The organism is Hamadaea sp. NPDC051192, from assembly GCF_040682475.1.
GTDB classification, from domain to species: Bacteria; Actinomycetota; Actinomycetes; order Mycobacteriales; family Micromonosporaceae; genus Hamadaea; species Hamadaea flava.
Genome location: NZ_JBFBAZ010000160.1, coordinates 1 through 16,209 on the forward strand (window position 1 = coordinate 1; position 16,209 = coordinate 16,209).

Sequence of the window (16,209 nt, forward strand, 5' to 3'; positions counted from 1 at the left end):
CCGGCTTGGGTCCAGTCGAGCAGCGGCGCCGGATCCCAGGCGGCGCCCTGCCCGGCCCAGCGCGCGGCGGCGGCCGTCCCACCCCTCTGACGGGTGAGTGGTGGGTTGATCGGGTGCGTCTGGGCGGCCGCCCCACCCCTCTGACGGGTGAGTGGTGGGTTGGGTCGGGTGCGTCTGGGCGGCCGCCCCACCTGGGGGGTGGGTTGCGGCAGGGCGGCCGCCCAGACGGCGGGAGAACCAAGACCCGCGTCGAGCCGGGCGCGCCAGGGGGATGTACGCCCTGCTCGATCATGGACACTAGAGCGCCACGCGGTCGGTGGGACTCGGCCGGGCGGCCATCGCGATCATCATCACCGCGTCACGGTCCACCCGCTCGGTGTCAGCCTGTCGGGCCGGGCTTCGGCTCGCCCTGCTCCCGATACCAGGCGATCTTCTCCTGCAGATGCTCGTACTGCCGGCGCAGCAGATCCATCCGCTCCTCGACCTCCCGCGAGTGCTCCTCCAGCAGCGACAGCCGCTCGACCAGGGTGCCGTCGCCGACCCGCGCGAGGTCGCAGTAGCGGCGCAGTTGGCTGATCGGCATCCCCGTGTCCCGCAGACACCGCAGCACGTCGAGCCAGCCGAGGTCGTGGTCGCTGAAGACGCGCCGTCCGCCGGAGGTGCGGCTGACGTCGCCGAGCAGGCCGATGCGCTCGTAGTACCGGAGGGTGTGGATGCTGAATCCGGTCAGCTCGACGGCTTCCGCGGGGGTGTAGGCGCTCACCCTGCCGAGCATAGGATCTTCGGCGGGCGGATCAAGACCGGCTGCTGTGCAGCATCATGACGGCGATCAGCGCGGCGAGCGCCAGGATCGCGATCGCCCATTCGATGCCGAGGAACAGCCCGACGAAGATCGTCAGCGCGGCGGCCCCCACATGGGCCAGCCCTCGCCGCCAGGTGCGCTTATGGCGCATCCCGCCCAGGCGGGCCGACAGCGCCGGGTCGTCGGCGACGAGGTGCCGCTCGATCTCCGCCAGCTGGATCTCCTCGCGCGGGCTGAGCATCGCGCCTCCCAGGGGGCTTGTGGACTTATCGTCCGCCTTGCCGGCCCACCCGCGCAAGACGCGTTTGTGCCCGCAGAAGGCCGGGTATGCGCTCGCCGGAAGGTGATCGCGTGGATGCCAAACCCCCGGTGGTGGTCGGCGTGGACGGGTCACCCACAGCGATGGATGCCGCCCGCTGGGCGGCGGCGTACGCGGTTCGCCACGGCGCCTCGCTGTGTTGCGTCTACGGGTACCACTTGCCGATGTATGGATTCTCCCCGATCGGAACGCTCGGGGAGATGGAGAACTTCGACGCGCGGGCGCGCCGGCAGGCCGAGGACATGCTCGACACTGCCGCGGGGCGGCTGCGGGAGGCGTACGCCGGGCTGGAGATCGACACCCGGATGGAGACCGGCGGCGGGACGGCGGTCCTGGTCGACGCGTCCAAGTCGGCGATCGCGACCGTCGTGGGCGCCCGGGGCGGCGGCGGCTTCACTCATCTGCTGCTCGGCTCGGTCGCCGATCAGGTGACCGTGCACGGGCTCGGCCCGGTGATCGTGGTACGCGGTCCCGCGCCCGATCGCGGCCCGGTCCTCGTCGGCGTCGACGCGTCCGAGCACGCCGCCCGAGCCCTCCGGTACGCCGCCGCCGAGGCCGCCCTGCGCGGCACCGACCTGGTCGTGCTGCACGCGTACACCGAGACGCTGCACCCGCGCTCGGGCGATCCGGCGGCCGAGGGGAAGGCCGAAGCCGAGCGGCTGCTCGACAGCCTGACCGCCGACCTGCACGAGCTGCATCCGCGGCTGCGGATCCAGCCGCGTCCGGTGTACACCGGGCGGGTCGATCAGGCCATGATCGAGGCGTCCGCGGAGGCCGTCCTCACCGTGGTCGGCTGCCGTGGCCTGGGTGGGCTGCGCAGCATTCTGCTCGGTTCGACCTCGCGGGCGCTGGTCCATCACGCGGCGAGCCCGGTCGCGGTGGTCCACCGCCAAGGCTGATCCGTGCGGTCAGCGAGCTTCGGATTCCCGGAGCAGGGGGATCTGGCCGCCGGCGAGGACCATCGCGATCTGGCGCGGCGACAGCCGGTGCCGCAGCCGCAGCTCGCGACCATCCTGCGTGGACGCCGTAAGCTCAGGGCCGGCCTGCACGGCGGTACGCACATCGCCGATCGTCAGCACGTCACCGGCGGCGAGCCGGTCGTAGTCGGCGGGGTCGGCGAACTCCAGCGCGAGGATGCCGAAGTTGGCCAGGTTCTGCCAGTGGATGCGGGCGTACGACCGGGCGACGACCAGGCGCAGACCCAGATAGCGCGGGGCGATGGCGGCATGCTCACGGGAGGAGCCTTGCCCGTAGTTGTTCCCGGCGATGATCGCGTGCGGGCCCAAGGCCCGCACCCGGTCGGCGTACCCGTGCTCGACCTGTTCGAAGACGAAGTCCGCGAGTCGCGTGATGTCGCTGCGGTGCGGGAGGGCTCGCGCTCCGGCAGGCATGATCTCGTCGGTGGAGATGTTGTCGCCGAGGCGGAGCGCGACCGGCAGGTCGAGCCGGTCGGGGAGCGGGTCGAGGTCGGGCAGCCGGCCGATGCTCGGGGCCTTGTCCAGGTCCACGGCGGCCGCTTCGGCGGGCGGCAGGGGCGGTTCGAGGACGGCGATGCCCGGCATGGGTTCGGGCAGGCGCATCCGCGGCTGGTCGACGCCGAGCAGGGCGGGCAGGTCGCGGGGGTCGGTGATCTGGCCGGTCAGCGCGGCCGCCGCGGCCGTCTCCGGCGAGCACAGCCACACCTGGTCGTCGTGGGTACCGGAGCGGCCGGGGAAGTTGCGCGGGAAGGTACGCAGGCTGTTGCGCCCGATCGCCGGGGCCTGACCCATGCCGATGCAGCCGAGGCAGCCGGTCTGGTGCAGTCGCGCCCCGGCGCGGACGAGGTCGAGGGTCGCGCCCATCGTGGTCAGTTCGGCCAGGGTCTGGCGGCTGGCCGGGTTGACGTCCAGCGACACCTGCGGGTGCGTACGCCGGCCGGCGAGGATCGCGGCGACCACGGCCGCGTCCCGCAGCCCCGGGTTGGCCGAGGAGCCGACGACGACCTGGTGCACCGGCTCGCCGGCGACGTCGCGTACGGGGGTCACGTTGCCGGGCGACTGCGGCGCCGCGATGAGTGGTTCCAGCGTGGACAGATCGATCTCGTCGGTCAGGTCATAACCTGCGTCGGGGTCGGCGAGCAGCTCCGTGAAGTCCGCCGCCCGGCCCTGGCCGCGCAGGAACGCCGCCACCTGGTCGTCGGCCGGGAACACCGTGGCGGTCGCGCCCAGCTCCGCACCCATATTCGCGATCACGTGCCGATCCATCGCGGTCAGTCCGGCCAGCCCCGGCCCGTGGTACTCGATGATCTTGTCGACTCCCCCGCCGACGCCGTGCCGGCGCAGCATCTCCAGGATCACGTCCTTGGCGCTCACCCACGGCGGCAGCTCGCCGGTCAGGCGTACGCCCCAGATCCGGGGCATCCGGACGAACAGCGGCTGCCCGGCCATGGCCATCGCGACTTCGAGGCCGCCGACCCCGATCGCCAGCATGCCGAGGCAGCCGGCCGCGCAGGTGTGCGAGTCCGAGCCGATCAGCGTCTTCCCCGGTACGCCGAAGTGCTGCATGTGGGTGGGGTGGGAGACGCCGTTGCCGGGGCCGGAGTACCAGATGCCGAACCGTCGGCAAGCCGACCGCAGGAACAGGTGGTCGGCCATGTTGAGCTCGTCGGCCTGGACCAGGTTGTGGTCGACGTACTGGGCGGACACCTCGGTACGCACCCGGTCCAGCCCGAGCGCCTCCAGTTCCAGCATCACCATGGTCCCGGTGGCGTCCTGGGTGAGGGTCTGGTCGATGCGGAGCCCGATCTCCGTGCCCGGGGTCGGCTCGCCCGCCACCAGGTGGGACGCGATCAGCTTCTGCGCCACGTTCGGCATGCGTACCAGTCTGCCCCTTCATCGACGGGTGTGCCCGGTGTTTGCCGCGGGGCCGATGGGGAACAGACCTTTCATGCCGGAGGGAGACGCCATGACCACCAAGTTCATCGCCATCAGCAGCGTCAGCATCCCCGCCGATCCCACCGCTGTGTGGGACGCGCTCACCGATCCACGGACGGTCGGCGAGGCATTCTTCGGAGCTGACGTGACGACCGACTGGGAGCCCGGGTCGCCGATCCGGTTCGACGGGACCTGGCAGGGCCGCGAGTTCCACGACCACGGCGAGATCCTGGACGCCGAACCCGGCCAATACCTGCGGTTCACCCATTTCAGCCCGCTGTCGGGGCTGCCGGACGAGCCGGACAACTATCACGTCGTGACGTTCGACCTGGTGCCGGTCGGCGACCAGACCGCGGTGACGATCACCCAGACGAACGCCGGCAGTGAGGAAGAGGTACGTCACTCGGAGCACATGTGGGGCGAGGCCCTGCTGGCGTTGCGGGACTCCGCGGCGCGTCCTGGCGGGTGACGCCGTGGCGTTCGGGCGGGTGACGCCGTGCCGTTCGGGCGGGACGCCGTGGCGTTCGGGCGGGTGACGGCGTGCAGTCGGCGCGGGTGACGCCGTGCCAGGATGGGGGGCATGCCCCGACACCTCGACAAGATCGCGCTGATCTCCGACGTCCACGGCAACCTCACCGCGCTGGAGGCCGTCCTGGCCGACATCCGGGACCGGGGCATCGAGCGGATCTTCAACCTCGGCGACTACGTCGGCAAAGGGCCGCGGGGGCGAGAGGTGATCGACCGCTGCCAGGAGGTGTGCGAGGTCAACCTGCTCGGCAATTGGGACGACGCGCTGCCTGATCCAGATCGTGGCTTCGACAACGAGGCGTTCCGGTGGTGGCTCGCGCAGCTGTCCGACGGGCAGGGCGACTGGCTGCGCAAGCTCCCGTTCAACTTCGACTTCCTGCTCAGCGGGCGGCGGGTGCGCCTGTTCCACGCCTCCTCGACCAGCGTGCATCGACGCGTACGCTTCGATCACACCGAGGCCGAGTTCCTGGAGCTGTTCGCCAACACCCCCGCGACCGGCGACGGGCCGGTGCCGGACGTCGTCGGCTACGGCGACACCCACGACCCGTACTACGAGGTGGACCGGCAGCGGCGCACCCTGTTCAACACGGGCAGCGTCGGCAACAGCATGGACGATCCGACCCCGGTCTACGTCATCCTCGAAGGCGTCTACGGCTCGCCCGAAGAGGCGCCGTTCTCGATCCAATTCGTCCGCGTCCCGTACGACGTGGAGGCCGAACTCGCCGTCGCCGCCGAGCTGGGCATGCCCGAGCTGGCGGAGTACACCTCCGAGATCCGCGACGGCGTCTACCGCGGCGAGATGAACGACCTCGACGGGCCGAAATACCACCGCCGCTGAAAACGGCTCGCGCCATCGCATCGACGACCGCTAGCCTCGTGCGCGTCAGCTGAAACGGTAGGAGGTCGCTATGACATGCATGGTCATCAGCCTGGTCGCCCCTGCCGTCGCGACGCCCGAGAGCTGATCTCCGCTTCTCCCGCGTCGTGGCGGCGATTCGATCGGCACCCCGTCCGAGGTGCCGCGTTTCCGCACGCCAAGCTGACCTGAGGAGAAATCCATGCAATCCCCATCGTCCTTCGAACCGCTGCCCGCGGCCGAAGGCGGACCCAGTCACACCCGCCGCCGGGGCGGCACCACCCGTCGCGCGGCCGGTCCGTGGACGCCGACGGTCCACGCCTTGCTGCGTCACCTGGAGCAGGCCGGATTCGCCGGCAGTCCCCGGGTGGTCGGCGACGGCGCCGACGGCACTGACGAGGTGCTCACCTGGATCGACGGAGACATCGTCCACCCGTACGCCTGGCCGTCAGAAGACGCCGTGCACGCGGTCGGGCGCCTGCTGCGCGATCTGCACACGGCGGGCGCCGATTTCGTGCCGCCGCCGGACGCGTACTGGCAGCCGTGGTGGATGCACCGATCCGGGCCGGACACGGTGATCGGACACTGCGACGCCGGTCCCTGGCACGTCATCGCCCGGGACGGCGAGCCGGTCGGGCTCATCGACTGGACCCTGGCCGGGCCGGTCGACCGGCTCGACGAGGTCGCCGCCACCGGCTGGTGGCACGCGCAGCTGCACGACGACGATGTGGCCGCCCGGCACGGGCTGCCGGATCCGGACACCCGCGCTCTGCACCTGCGGGCCTTCCTCGACGGCTATGAGCTGCCGGGCGAGGACCGCCAAGTGCTCGTGACGCGGATGATCGAGGTCGCGATCCGAGACTGCGCCGCCGAGGCGGCCCGCGCCGGGATCACGCCCGGGTCGGCCGACCCCGGGCCGCTGTGGTCGCTCGCCTGGCGAGCACGCGCGGCGGACTGGATGATTCGTCACCGTACGCTGCTCGAACGCGCCGTCGTGGCGTGAGCCGGGCATCGGGGGCGGCCGGGGTTCCGGACGCCCCCGATGTCGCGGGGATCTCGGTCCTACGCGGCTTCGCCGGTCGCCCGCGTCAGCACGACGACGGGTATCTCGCGGTCGACCTTCGCCTGATACTGGGCGTACGTCGGGAACACTCCGGTCATCAGCTCCCAGAGTTCGGCCCGTTCCGCGCCCTCGGCCGTACGCGCCACCGCCGCGTACACGTCGTCCTTGATCTGCACCGTGACATTCGGATCGGCGGCCAGATTGCGGTACCACAACGGATGCCCCACCGAACCGCCGTTCGAGGCGACCAGCACGACGTCGTCGCCCCGAGCGCCGTAGTAGAGCGCCGTGCGGCGCAGCTTGCCGGACTTCCGCCCCCGGGTCGTCAGGAGCAGGGCGTTCGCCCCGTAGTACTCGTGCCCCTTGCCGCCGTCGGAGTTCACATAAGAGTCGATGTGCTTGGCCACCCAGCCGACCGGGCTGTCGACGATCTCTTCTTCCACCGCCCCAACCTACGCGCCCGATCTACGCGTCGGCTTGGGACTGCGCCCGTTCCTGCCGGATGCGCTGCAGCGCCTCGCCCCATTGGTCGCCGCCGTCCGCCGCGTCGGTCCGGCGGTCGCCGAAGAACTGCGGGTGCCAGATCATCGCGTACGCGAGGGTCACCAGCACGGCCAACGCGGCGAGCGCCTGTAGTCCCTGCGCCACATCTTCGAGCCAGGCGTACCAGGCCGGGTAGACCAGCGCCTGGATCTCGGGGATGCGGTCGCCGGAGGCGAGTGTCCGCAGCTGACCGAGGTAGTCGGCCAGGCGCAGCGGCGCGCTCAGATCGGCGCCGATGCCGAACAACCCGTAGAACAGGGTGATCGCGTTGAGGACGAGCGCCGAGGTCCGCGCGGCTGTCGAACCCCGCCGGACGAACGCCGCCAGCATGGCTCCGGCCAGGCAGATCACGCCGAGGACGATCAGCTCGGTGGCGCCGCGCCGGTCCCGCAGCAACGCCGGGGTCAGCAGTCCGTACTCGGCGTTGATCTGCCGGAAGAGACCGGCGAGCCGGGCCGCATCGGCGGATCCCCACCAGTGCAGTTCGAGGAGCCCGTCGAGCACGAGCAGCAGCCCGACCGGGGCGGACAGCCACATCGTCCAGGTGGCCACCCGTACGCCGCGCGGAACTTCTTCGATCCCCGTCATGGCCGCGACGCTAGTCCACCGCCCAGGCGGAGGAAAGCGCATTCGCCCGCGGCGGCGGCTACAGTTCGAGCGTGGAAGCCAAGATCAGCCTGACCCGCCAGGACGGTGCGATCGCCGTCCTCGGCGGGCCGACCGCCGTCCTCGACCTCGGCGGACTGCGTATCGTCGCCGACCCGACGTTCGACGACGCCGGACCGCACGGATACCTCACCAAGACCGGCGGGCCCGCCGTCGCCGAAGACGTCGTCGGCCCGGCCGACGTCGTGCTCGTCAGCCACGACCTGCACCCCGACAATCTCGACGACCGCGGTCGGGCGTACGCCCTGGCCGCGCCGCTCGTCATCGCCGGACCGGTGACCGCCGGACGGCTCGGCTCGCCCGCGCTCGACGTACGCCCCTGGGACAGCCACACGGTGGTGCGGCCGGACGGCGGCGAGCTGACCATCCAGACGGTGCCGGCCGTGCATGGGCCCGAGGACGGCGAACGAGACCCGGACGGCAACGTCAACTGCGAGGTCGTCGGGTTCGTCCTCACCGGACCGGGGCTGCCGACGGTCTACGTCAGCGGGGACAACGCGTCGATCCGCACGGTCGCCGAGATCGCGCGACGCGTACCGGACATCGACGTCGCCGTGCTCAACGTCGGTGCGGCTCGCGTACAGATGCGTTTCAACGGGCGCGCGTTGACCCTCGATGGTGAGCGGGCCGCGGCCGCCGCCGCGGTGCTGGGCGCGGACCTGGTGATTCCCGCGCACTACGACGGCTGGGCGCACTTCTCCGAGGGACTCGCCGGGATCGAGAGCGCCTTCGACGACGCGGGGCTGTCATCGCTGCTGCGCACGGCCCCGCACGGCACCTGGATCCCCCTCCCCCGCTAATCAGTGGCGGCTTCGGACCTGAGTTTGGTCGCGGTCCGGGGCCGCGCCACGCCGTCGACCGCTGTGCAGATGCCGTAGACGCGGCCGTAGCCGGTCCAGCCGTTGACCCGGCCACGGTTGTTGCTGATCTGCACTCGTCCGGCGGCGTGGTTCACCGCCGACACCAGGTGCAGGTAGACGGTGCCCGCGACCTTGGCGAGCACGATGTCGCCGACCTCGACCCTCGCCGGATCGACCGGCGCGATCGTCACCAGTGACCGGCTGGCGATCAGCGGAATCATCGAGGTGCCGGTCGGCCGCACCGCGATCGTCGCTCCGGCGGCGACTCGTTGTGCGGCGGCGTCGAGCATGCCCATGGCGACAGAGTCCGCGACGCCGCCCAGCGTCGGCAACGGATTTCCGCCCCGCCCGTTGGTGCGGATCACGGTTGTGCAGGCTGAAGCGGCTCGCGGATGCCTGCGTAACCGTGATCTGCCGGGATCGAGGGGCTACCGTGCGGGGATGATCGCTTCCGACGAACTGGCCGCCCGCGCCGTCATCGACACCAACCGCTATATGACGCTGGGGACGAGCGAGGCGGTGGACCTCGGCTAGCGGCCGGTCGAGCCGTCGATCAGCTCGCGGAGGATGTCCGCGTGCCCGGCATGCCGGGCCGTCTCCTCCAGCATGTGCGCGAGAACCCAGCGCAGGTTGGCCGAGGGCTGGTTGCCCGGCTGCCGGCACTCGGCGTCCAGGTCGCCGGTCGCGAGGATCGGCGCGACCTCAGTCCAGGACTGCTGGTACGCCGCCAGCGCGCCCGCGACGGTGTCGTCCGGCCGAACCTCGCTCGACGGCAGCTCGACGTCCTCGCCGGCGAAGCGTACGCGGAACCAGGCGAGCTCGGTGGCGGTGAGGTGCTTGACGAGCCACAACAGGGTGGTGCCGCTGCCGACCGGGGACTGCCGCGCCGCCTCCTCCGACACTCCGGTGACCTTGCGGACGAGCGACTCCCGGTGGTACTGGAGCAGCTCGACGAGGGTTTCCCGTTCGCCGACGAGCAGGCGCGGCGGTCGTTGATCAGCCATGTCCGCAGCTTAGGCCAATGCGGCTTCAGGCCACCGGAGTGATGGTCTTGCGCTCGCCGTCGACCGCGATGGTGATCGTCAGGCTGGACGCCTCGAAGGCCGCCCGGTCGCCGACGCCGAAGTGGACCGCGCCGGAGTTCGTGATGCGAATCTGCTGCAGGTCGCCGGGCGGGGCCTCGGCGGCCGGGATCGCGGAGTCGCCGAAGAAGTCGCGGAAGACGCCCGCTCCGACGACCGCCGTGTAAAGGATGTCCTCCGGGACGTCGATCAGCGCGACCTCCGGATAGAGCCGCTGGATGCGTTCGGCCGCGGTGGGCCCGTCGTGCTCGCGGGGCGTCGGATCCTCGAAGTCGAGGTGGTACCAGCGCTTGGCCGGCTCGTCGCGCAGCGTGATCCCGTACAGCTGCGGGGTGTCGGCGATCGGGGCTCCCTTGAGCAGCCGGAAAGTGCCGACGTCGGCACGCGCGATGACGTGCCGGTGGTCGCGGATGAACCGGTAGGTCTCGTCGGCCTCCTCGACGGTCTCCGATGGGAAGTCGCTGAACACTCCCGCTTCGACGGCGATGCCGGCGGCGTGGCACTGCGCGAGGATGGTCGCCATCCGCTTCTGGTCGGTGCCCTTCACCATGGCCTTCAGCACCCGGTCGTTGCCGCTCTCCAAGCCCATGTAGAGGCGTACGCAGCCGGCTTCGCGCATGGTCGTGAAGATCTCGTCGGAGAACCCCTTCTCGAACCGGGCGACCGCGTGCCAGCGTACGTCCAGCTCGGCGGACAGGATCGCCTCGGAGATCTGCCGCAGGTGGCCGGGCAGGATGACGTCGGACTCGAAGCAGAACACGTCCTCGCCGGTCGACGCCTGGATCTCGGCGACGTCGGCGGCGATCCGCTCCGGCGAGCGCATCCGATACGGCGCCATCTTGATGAAGGCGTAGTTGCAGAACGCGCACTTGTTGAAGTAGCAGCCCCGGGTGGGCACGAGGCAGATCAGCCGCTTCGGTGCGAAGTAGCGGTCCATCGGCATCATCGAGAAGTCCGGCGCGGGCGGCCAGTCCAGGTTGAGCTGGTAGGCGTGGTCCAGCTGGCTGATCACCTGGCCTTCGGCGTACCGGATGATGTTCTTGACGTCGCTGATCTCGCGGCGACCGGCGAGCGCCTCGATGAAGTGGAGGAACGTCTCGTCGGCCTCGCCGACGAAGAACGAGTCGAGCCAGCGGCCGAACCGCGGGTCCGCGGTGAGCACGTCCTTGCCCCACGTGATGACCGGGCCGCCCCAGGTGATGTGGACCCCGGGGTCCTGGTCGCGGATCGCCTGCGCGAGCAGGAAGGCTGGGATGAGCTGGGAGAAGTACGGCACGGACAGGCCGATGACGTCGGGCCGGTCGGCGAGCAGCGAGGGGACGGCGACGTCGCGGAAGTACTCGCCGAGCGGCCCCGCGTCCCGGCTGACCGCGGCGTCGACCTCCTCGTATGAGTCGTAGGTGGACGCCGAGTACGAGTACTTGCCGAAGGTGAGCCCGGGATGCCCGGCCGTGATCACCTCGCCCGCGAGGTGGAAGATGCGCTTGGCGTACAACAGCTTCGCGGGGTCGAAGAAGTCCACCGGATCACGCAGTACGCGCCGGGCGTCGTCGATGCCGGCGATCACCTCGTCCACGACGGCTCGCGGGAGTCCACTGTCGCCCCGGTCGGCTGCCGTCTTCAGGTACTCCGGCCGAAGCAACGCGTCGAACGCCTCCAGGTTCACGTCGCGCAGGACGACGTTCTCGAAGCCGCCCCGGCGCAGGACAGCGCCGAGTAGCGGGAGCGCCCCGTAGGGCAGCGACGGATCGGCTGAAGGCGGGAAGACGATCGACACCCTTGTCGTGACCATGCGGGGGACCTTAAGGCACGACATGGTCCTGGACATAGTGGATGATCGTCTGAAGTGGGTCTTGCCGCGAGCTTGATCACGTGACAGCATTCGCGGCGTGGTGACGGGGGGTGTGACGACGCGGTGGCTGGCCCGGCCGGTGCCGAGGCCCGCTGCCCGGTTACGGCTGTACTGCCTGCCGTACGCCGGAGCCGGCGCGAACGCCTTCCGGTTGTGGCCCACCGCTTTCGGCGAGGACGTCGAGATCGTCGGAGTGCAGCTGCCCGGTCGTGAGACGCGGCTGGGTGAGGCGCCCGAGTTCGCCGTCGAGGACGTCGCCGCCGCGATCGCCGCGGACGCCGACCGCCCGTTCGCCCTTTATGGACATTCGATGGGCGCGCGGCTGGCGTACGAGGTGACGCAGGCGCTGCCGGTCCCGCCGGTCCGGTTGTTCGTCGCGGCGTGCCGCGCTCCGCAGTTGCCGCCGGACGGTCCGCTGCACGGGCTGTCGGAGTTGCCGGACGCGCAGCTCGTCGCCCGGCTCGCCCCGGCGGGCGGTTTCGCCGAAGAGGTGCTGGCCGAACCGGAGCTGCTGGCGTTGCTCGTGCCCGCCTTGCGCGCCGATCTGGCGTGGGTGGACGGCTATCGCCACGTGACCCGGCCGCCGCTGACCGTCCCGATCGTCGCGTTCGCAGGCGAGTCAGACGACCGCGTACGCCTCTCGACGGTCGCCCAATGGGGCCGGCTGGCGGGGGCGGGCTTCACCTTGCACACCGTCGCCGGTGGGCACTTCTTCCTGCACGAGCGGCTGCCCGAGCTGGCCGCGCTCATCACTGACGACCTGGCACTCAACGAGGAGTGACGATGCCCGCGGAGTACGACGAGGCCGACGGCGCTTACGACGGGGTGGAGCCGATCGCCGTGATCGGCTTGGCCGCCCGCGTCCCGGGCGCGTCCGACGTCGAGGAGTTCTGGCGCAACCTGCTGGACGGCGTCGAGTCGGTCTCCCGGTTCGACCGCGACGAGCAGTTGGCCCGGGGCGTCTCGGCGGCCGATCTGGACGATCCGAGCTGGGTGTCGGCCGCGCCGGTGCTGGAGAAGTTCGACCACTTCGACGCCGAGCTGTTCGGGATGACCGAGCAGGAGGCGCGGCTGGCCGATCCGCAGCACCGGCTGCTGCTGGAGACGGTGCACGCCGCGCTGGAGAACGCGGGCTACGACCCCGCCCGGTACGCCGGCGACATCGGCCTGTTCTGCGGCGCGGGCGGCAATCAGTACCACTGGGAGTACCTCGCCGAGGATGCTCCCCTGTGGGCGGCGCACCGGGGCAGCCTGGCCGTCGCGATCGGTAATTCGCCCAGCTACCTGGCCACGATGGCGTCGTACAAGCTGAACCTGCGCGGTCCGAGTCTGGCCGTGCACACCGCTTGCTCCACCTCGCTGGTGGCCATCCATCTGGCCTGCGAGTCGCTGCGCAACGGCGAGTGCGATGCGGCGCTGGCCGGTGGCGTGTCGGTGGAGCTGCCACACGCCGTCGGCTATCGGGGCAGCGACGGGTTCCTGTCGGACGACGGGCACTGCCGCCCGTTCGACGCCGAGGCCGGCGGCACGCTGTGGGGCAGCGGCGTCGGCGTCGTCATGCTCAAGCGGCTGGCCGACGCGATCGCCGACGGCGACACGATCCGGGCGGTCGTACGCGGCAGCGCGGTCAACAACGACGGCGCGGCGAAGGTCGGTTTCTCCGCCCCGAGCGTCTCGGGCCAGCAGCAGGTCGTCGAGCACGCGCTGGACGCTGCCGGGGTCGACCCGCGCACGATCGGCTACGTCGAGGCGCACGGGACCGGGACCGCGCTCGGCGACCCGATCGAGGTGCGCGCGCTGACCCGGGCCTACGGCCGGGACACGGCCGACGTCGGCTGGTGCGGGCTGGGCACGGCGAAGGCGAACATCGGCCACTTGAGCCAGGCCGCCGGCGTCGTCGGCTTCATCAAGGCCGCCTTGACCGTCGAACGTGGACTCGTGCCGCCGACGATCAACATCGAGCAGCCGACCCCGGCGATCGACTTCGGCAAGACCCCGTTCCGCCTGGTCACCTCGGTGGCCGGATGGCCGGCCGAGGAATGGCCCCGGCGCGCGGCCGTCAGCTCGTTCGGCATCGGCGGGACGAACGCGCACGCCATCCTCGAACAGCCGCCCGCGCACGTTCCTGCCACGCGCAGTGCTCAACCACGACTGCTGCGGTTGTCGGCCATGTCGCCGGAGGCGTTGCGGGAGTCCGCCCAGCGGCTGTCGGCGAACCTGGCCGACCAGAACACCGACCACAACCTGGACGACGTCGCGTACACCCTCGGGATGGGGCGGGCGGAGCATCCGCACCGGGCGGTCGTCGTCGCCGAGGACGTCGGCGCGGCGGCCGCGGCGCTCGCTGACCGCAAACGCCTCAAGCCGTCGGTCGCGAGTGGACACCGGACGGTCGCCTTCCTCCTGTCCGGACAGGGCGCCCAGTACGCCGGGATGGCCGCCGAGCTGTACGAGCACGAGCCGGTGTTCCGGGAGGCGATCCAGTCCCTCGGCGCGGCCGAGCTGCTGAGGCTGGACGAGGAGAAGCTCCGCCAGACCCAGTACGCCCAACCGGCGCTGTTCGCCGTCGAGTACGCGCTGGCGCGTACCTGGGAGAGCTGGGGCGTGACGCCGTCGGCGCTGCTGGGCCACTCGATCGGCGAGTACGTCGCCGCGACCCTGGCCGGGGTGTTCGCACCGGCGGACGCGATGCGCCTGGTCACCGAGCGCGGCCGGTTGATGCAGCAGTTGCCGCCGGGCGCGATGCTCGCCGTGCAGCTGGACGAGGCCGACGTCGTCGGGCAGTTGCCCGAGCCGCTGAGCGTGGCCGCGATCAACGGGCCGGGGACGTGTGTGGTCGCCGGGCCGGTCGACGCGGTGGCGACGTTCGCGGAGAAGCTGAAGGCCGACGGGATCGGCTCCCGGGCGCTGCGTACGTCGCACGCGTTCCACTCGGCGATGACCGAACCGATCCTCGACGAGTTCGCCCGGGTGGTTGCGGCGGTGCCACGGCGTACGCCGACGATCCCGTTCGTCTCCAACGTCACCGGCGAGTGGATCACCGCCGAGGACGCCGTCGACCCGATGTACTGGGCGCGGCACATCCGGCGGCCGGTGCGGTTCGGCGACGGCCTGCGTACGCTGCTCGCCGGGGATCCGGTGCTGCTCGAGTGCGGCCCGGGGCGGCAGCTCGCCGGGCTCGCCAGGTTGCAGAGCGGCCGCGACGCCGTCCCGCCGGTGCACAGCCTGCCCGGGGTCGGTGAGAAGGCCGGGGAGCTGGCCACCCTCGCCCAGGCCGCCGGGGCGCTGTGGGCCGCCGGTGTCCCCGTCGCCGGGGACGCGTTCACCGGGAACGGCCACCGCGTTCCGCTGCCTGGGTACGCGTACCAGCGCAAGCGCTACTGGGTGACGCCGAGCGCCGCGCCCAAGGTGGCGGCCAAGCCCGCCTCGGGCGGCCGGCTGCCGCTGGAGCGCTGGTTCGCGGAGCCGGTGTGGCGTCAGCACACCACCTCGCCGTCCGCGCTCACCGGCGATGCCTATGTTCTGTCCGGCGGTCCGCGCGGCGACGCCCTCGCCGAGACGCTGGGCGCGACCGTGCTCCGTGCGGCCGCTGTCCCCACCGGACAGTGCACCGTGGTGCATGGGCTCGCGCTGGACGCCGACGACGACTGCTACCTCAGCGCACTGGCGCTGGTGCAGGCGATCGCCGCCGAGGACGCGTCCGATCGTGTCCGGGTGGTGCTGGTCAGCCGGTCGGCTGAGGACGTGCTCGGCGGCGATCTGACGATGCCGCAGCATGCGACGCTCGCCGGGATCAGCCGGGTCGTGCCACTCGAACTGCCCGCCTTGGCCGTGCGGCGGATCGACGTCGACGACAGCGTCACGCCGGGATCGCTGGCCGCCGAGGTCGGCCGGGACGACCTGCCGGAGGTGGCGCTGCGCGGCACGCGGCGGTGGTCGCTCGCGTACGAGCAGGTCACGCTGCCCGAGGGCGACGGGCCGCTGCGCGACGGCGGCCGCTATCTGATCACCGGCGGTCTCGGCGGCATCGGCCTCACCCTCGCTGAGGATCTCGCGGCGCGGTTCCGCGCCCGGCTCGTCCTGATCGGACGGTCTGCGGCCACGCCGGCCGCCGCCTCGGCGATCGCCCGCATGGAGGCCACCGGCGGCCACGTCGTCACGGTCGCCGCCGACGTCACCGATCCACAAGCCTTGCACCTGGTACGCCAAGCGGCGCAGGCGGCCTTCGGCGGGCTCGACGGCATCGTGCACGCCGCCGGGGTGGCCGGTGGAGCGATGGTGGAGGTCGCCGACCCGGCCGGCAGCCGAGCCGTCCTGGGGCCGAAGGTCGACGGGACCCGGGCGCTGCACGAGGTGTTCGGCGATCTGGAGCTGGACTTCGTCGCCCTGTGCTCCTCGGTGACCGCCGTCGCCGGTGCGCTCGGCCAGGCCGACTACTGCGCGGCCAACGCCTTCCTCGACGCGTACGCACGCAGCACGCACGGCTGGCGTACCCGGGTGGTGTCGTTGAACTGGGGCGGCTGGAGCGAGGTCGGCATGGCCGCGCAGACTCCTGCCCCGGCGGCGCTGTCGGCGTTGCGCGAGGCGGGCAAGCCGATGGCGCACCCGATGCTGACCACGCTGGGCGAGGGCGAATGCTCCGGCGTCCTGTCGCCGCAGTCGCACTGGCTGCTCGACGAGCACCGGATCGGCGGCGTGCCGGTGGTGCCCGGGACGGCGCACCTGG

At 71.5% G+C, this 16,209-nt stretch carries 15 protein-coding genes; 7 read left to right on the top strand and 8 right to left on the bottom strand.

The features are described from left to right. Window positions 1-379 precede the first annotated feature (379 nt). Window positions 380-763 carry a MerR family transcriptional regulator gene (locus AB0M47_RS37070; protein ID WP_363422525.1) on the bottom strand — a complete coding sequence of 128 codons (384 nt, stop codon included), beginning with the start codon at window positions 761-763 and terminating at the stop codon, window positions 380-382. Window positions 764-794: 31 nt separating this feature from the next. Next, on the bottom strand, window positions 795-1,043 hold the full coding sequence (locus tag AB0M47_RS37075; protein ID WP_363422526.1) for a DUF3040 domain-containing protein: 249 nt from the start codon (window positions 1,041-1,043) through the stop codon (window positions 795-797). Between the two features lie 110 nt (window positions 1,044-1,153). Between AB0M47_RS37075 and AB0M47_RS37080 the strand changes: the two genes are divergently transcribed. Continuing rightward, complete coding sequence (locus AB0M47_RS37080) at window positions 1,154-2,020, top strand: universal stress protein (protein WP_363422528.1); 867 nt, start codon at window positions 1,154-1,156, stop codon at window positions 2,018-2,020. 9 nt (window positions 2,021-2,029) lie between these two features. Here the strand turns inward: AB0M47_RS37080 and AB0M47_RS37085 are convergent, their stop codons facing one another. Next, window positions 2,030-3,973, bottom strand: coding sequence for an aconitate hydratase (locus AB0M47_RS37085; protein ID WP_363422530.1), 1,944 nt, complete (start codon window positions 3,971-3,973; stop codon window positions 2,030-2,032). A gap of 91 nt (window positions 3,974-4,064) precedes the next feature. On the opposite strand from AB0M47_RS37085, the gene AB0M47_RS37090 reads away from it, so the two are divergent. The 3 genes from AB0M47_RS37090 to AB0M47_RS37100 all read left to right on the top strand — a co-directional run bounded on the left by AB0M47_RS37090 (window position 4,065) and on the right by AB0M47_RS37100 (window position 6,420). After that, window positions 4,065-4,502, top strand: coding sequence for an SRPBCC family protein (locus AB0M47_RS37090; protein ID WP_363422532.1), 438 nt, complete (start codon window positions 4,065-4,067; stop codon window positions 4,500-4,502). A gap of 111 nt (window positions 4,503-4,613) precedes the next feature. Beyond that, a complete protein-coding gene (locus AB0M47_RS37095) occupies window positions 4,614-5,399 on the top strand; it encodes a metallophosphoesterase family protein (protein ID WP_363422534.1) in 786 nt (261 codons plus the stop codon). Between the two features lie 220 nt (window positions 5,400-5,619). Further along, entirely contained in the window at window positions 5,620-6,420 is an 801-nt protein-coding gene (locus AB0M47_RS37100; protein ID WP_363422536.1) for an aminoglycoside phosphotransferase family protein, read from the top strand. Window positions 6,421-6,479: 59 nt separating this feature from the next. On the opposite strand, the gene AB0M47_RS37105 is transcribed toward AB0M47_RS37100, so the two are convergent. Continuing rightward, the gene (locus tag AB0M47_RS37105; protein WP_363422538.1) at window positions 6,480-6,923 is read right to left on the bottom strand and encodes a nitroreductase family deazaflavin-dependent oxidoreductase; all 444 of its coding nucleotides are present in this window, start codon (window positions 6,921-6,923) and stop codon (window positions 6,480-6,482) included. Window positions 6,924-6,945: 22 nt separating this feature from the next. Then, window positions 6,946-7,611 (bottom strand): hypothetical protein, encoded by a 666-nt coding sequence (locus AB0M47_RS37110; RefSeq protein ID WP_363422540.1) that lies wholly within the window; start codon window positions 7,609-7,611, stop codon window positions 6,946-6,948. A 71-nt stretch (window positions 7,612-7,682) separates the two neighbouring features. Between AB0M47_RS37110 and AB0M47_RS37115 the strand changes: the two genes are divergently transcribed. Next, window positions 7,683-8,489, top strand: a complete 807-nt coding sequence (locus AB0M47_RS37115) for an MBL fold metallo-hydrolase (protein ID WP_363422541.1) — start codon at window positions 7,683-7,685, stop codon at window positions 8,487-8,489. On the opposite strand, the gene AB0M47_RS37120 is transcribed toward AB0M47_RS37115, so the two are convergent. The 3 genes from AB0M47_RS37120 to AB0M47_RS37130 form a co-directional block, all read right to left on the bottom strand. Further along, the gene (locus AB0M47_RS37120) at window positions 8,486-8,914 is read right to left on the bottom strand and encodes a S24 family peptidase (RefSeq protein WP_363422543.1); all 429 of its coding nucleotides are present in this window, start codon (window positions 8,912-8,914) and stop codon (window positions 8,486-8,488) included. The genes AB0M47_RS37115 and AB0M47_RS37120 overlap by 4 nt on opposite strands. A 165-nt stretch (window positions 8,915-9,079) precedes the next feature. Continuing rightward, on the bottom strand, window positions 9,080-9,553 hold the full coding sequence (locus AB0M47_RS37125) for a DinB family protein (protein WP_363422545.1): 474 nt from the start codon (window positions 9,551-9,553) through the stop codon (window positions 9,080-9,082). 25 nt (window positions 9,554-9,578) lie between these two features. After that, the gene (locus AB0M47_RS37130) at window positions 9,579-11,423 is read right to left on the bottom strand and encodes a radical SAM protein (RefSeq protein ID WP_363422547.1); all 1,845 of its coding nucleotides are present in this window, start codon (window positions 11,421-11,423) and stop codon (window positions 9,579-9,581) included. Between the two features lie 97 nt (window positions 11,424-11,520). On the opposite strand from AB0M47_RS37130, the gene AB0M47_RS37135 reads away from it, so the two are divergent. Further along, on the top strand, window positions 11,521-12,264 hold the full coding sequence (locus AB0M47_RS37135) for an alpha/beta fold hydrolase (RefSeq protein ID WP_363422549.1): 744 nt from the start codon (window positions 11,521-11,523) through the stop codon (window positions 12,262-12,264). Between the two features lie 2 nt (window positions 12,265-12,266). Then, on the top strand, window positions 12,267-16,209 hold a 3,943-nt coding region (locus AB0M47_RS37140; protein ID WP_363422551.1), incomplete at its 3' end, for a type I polyketide synthase.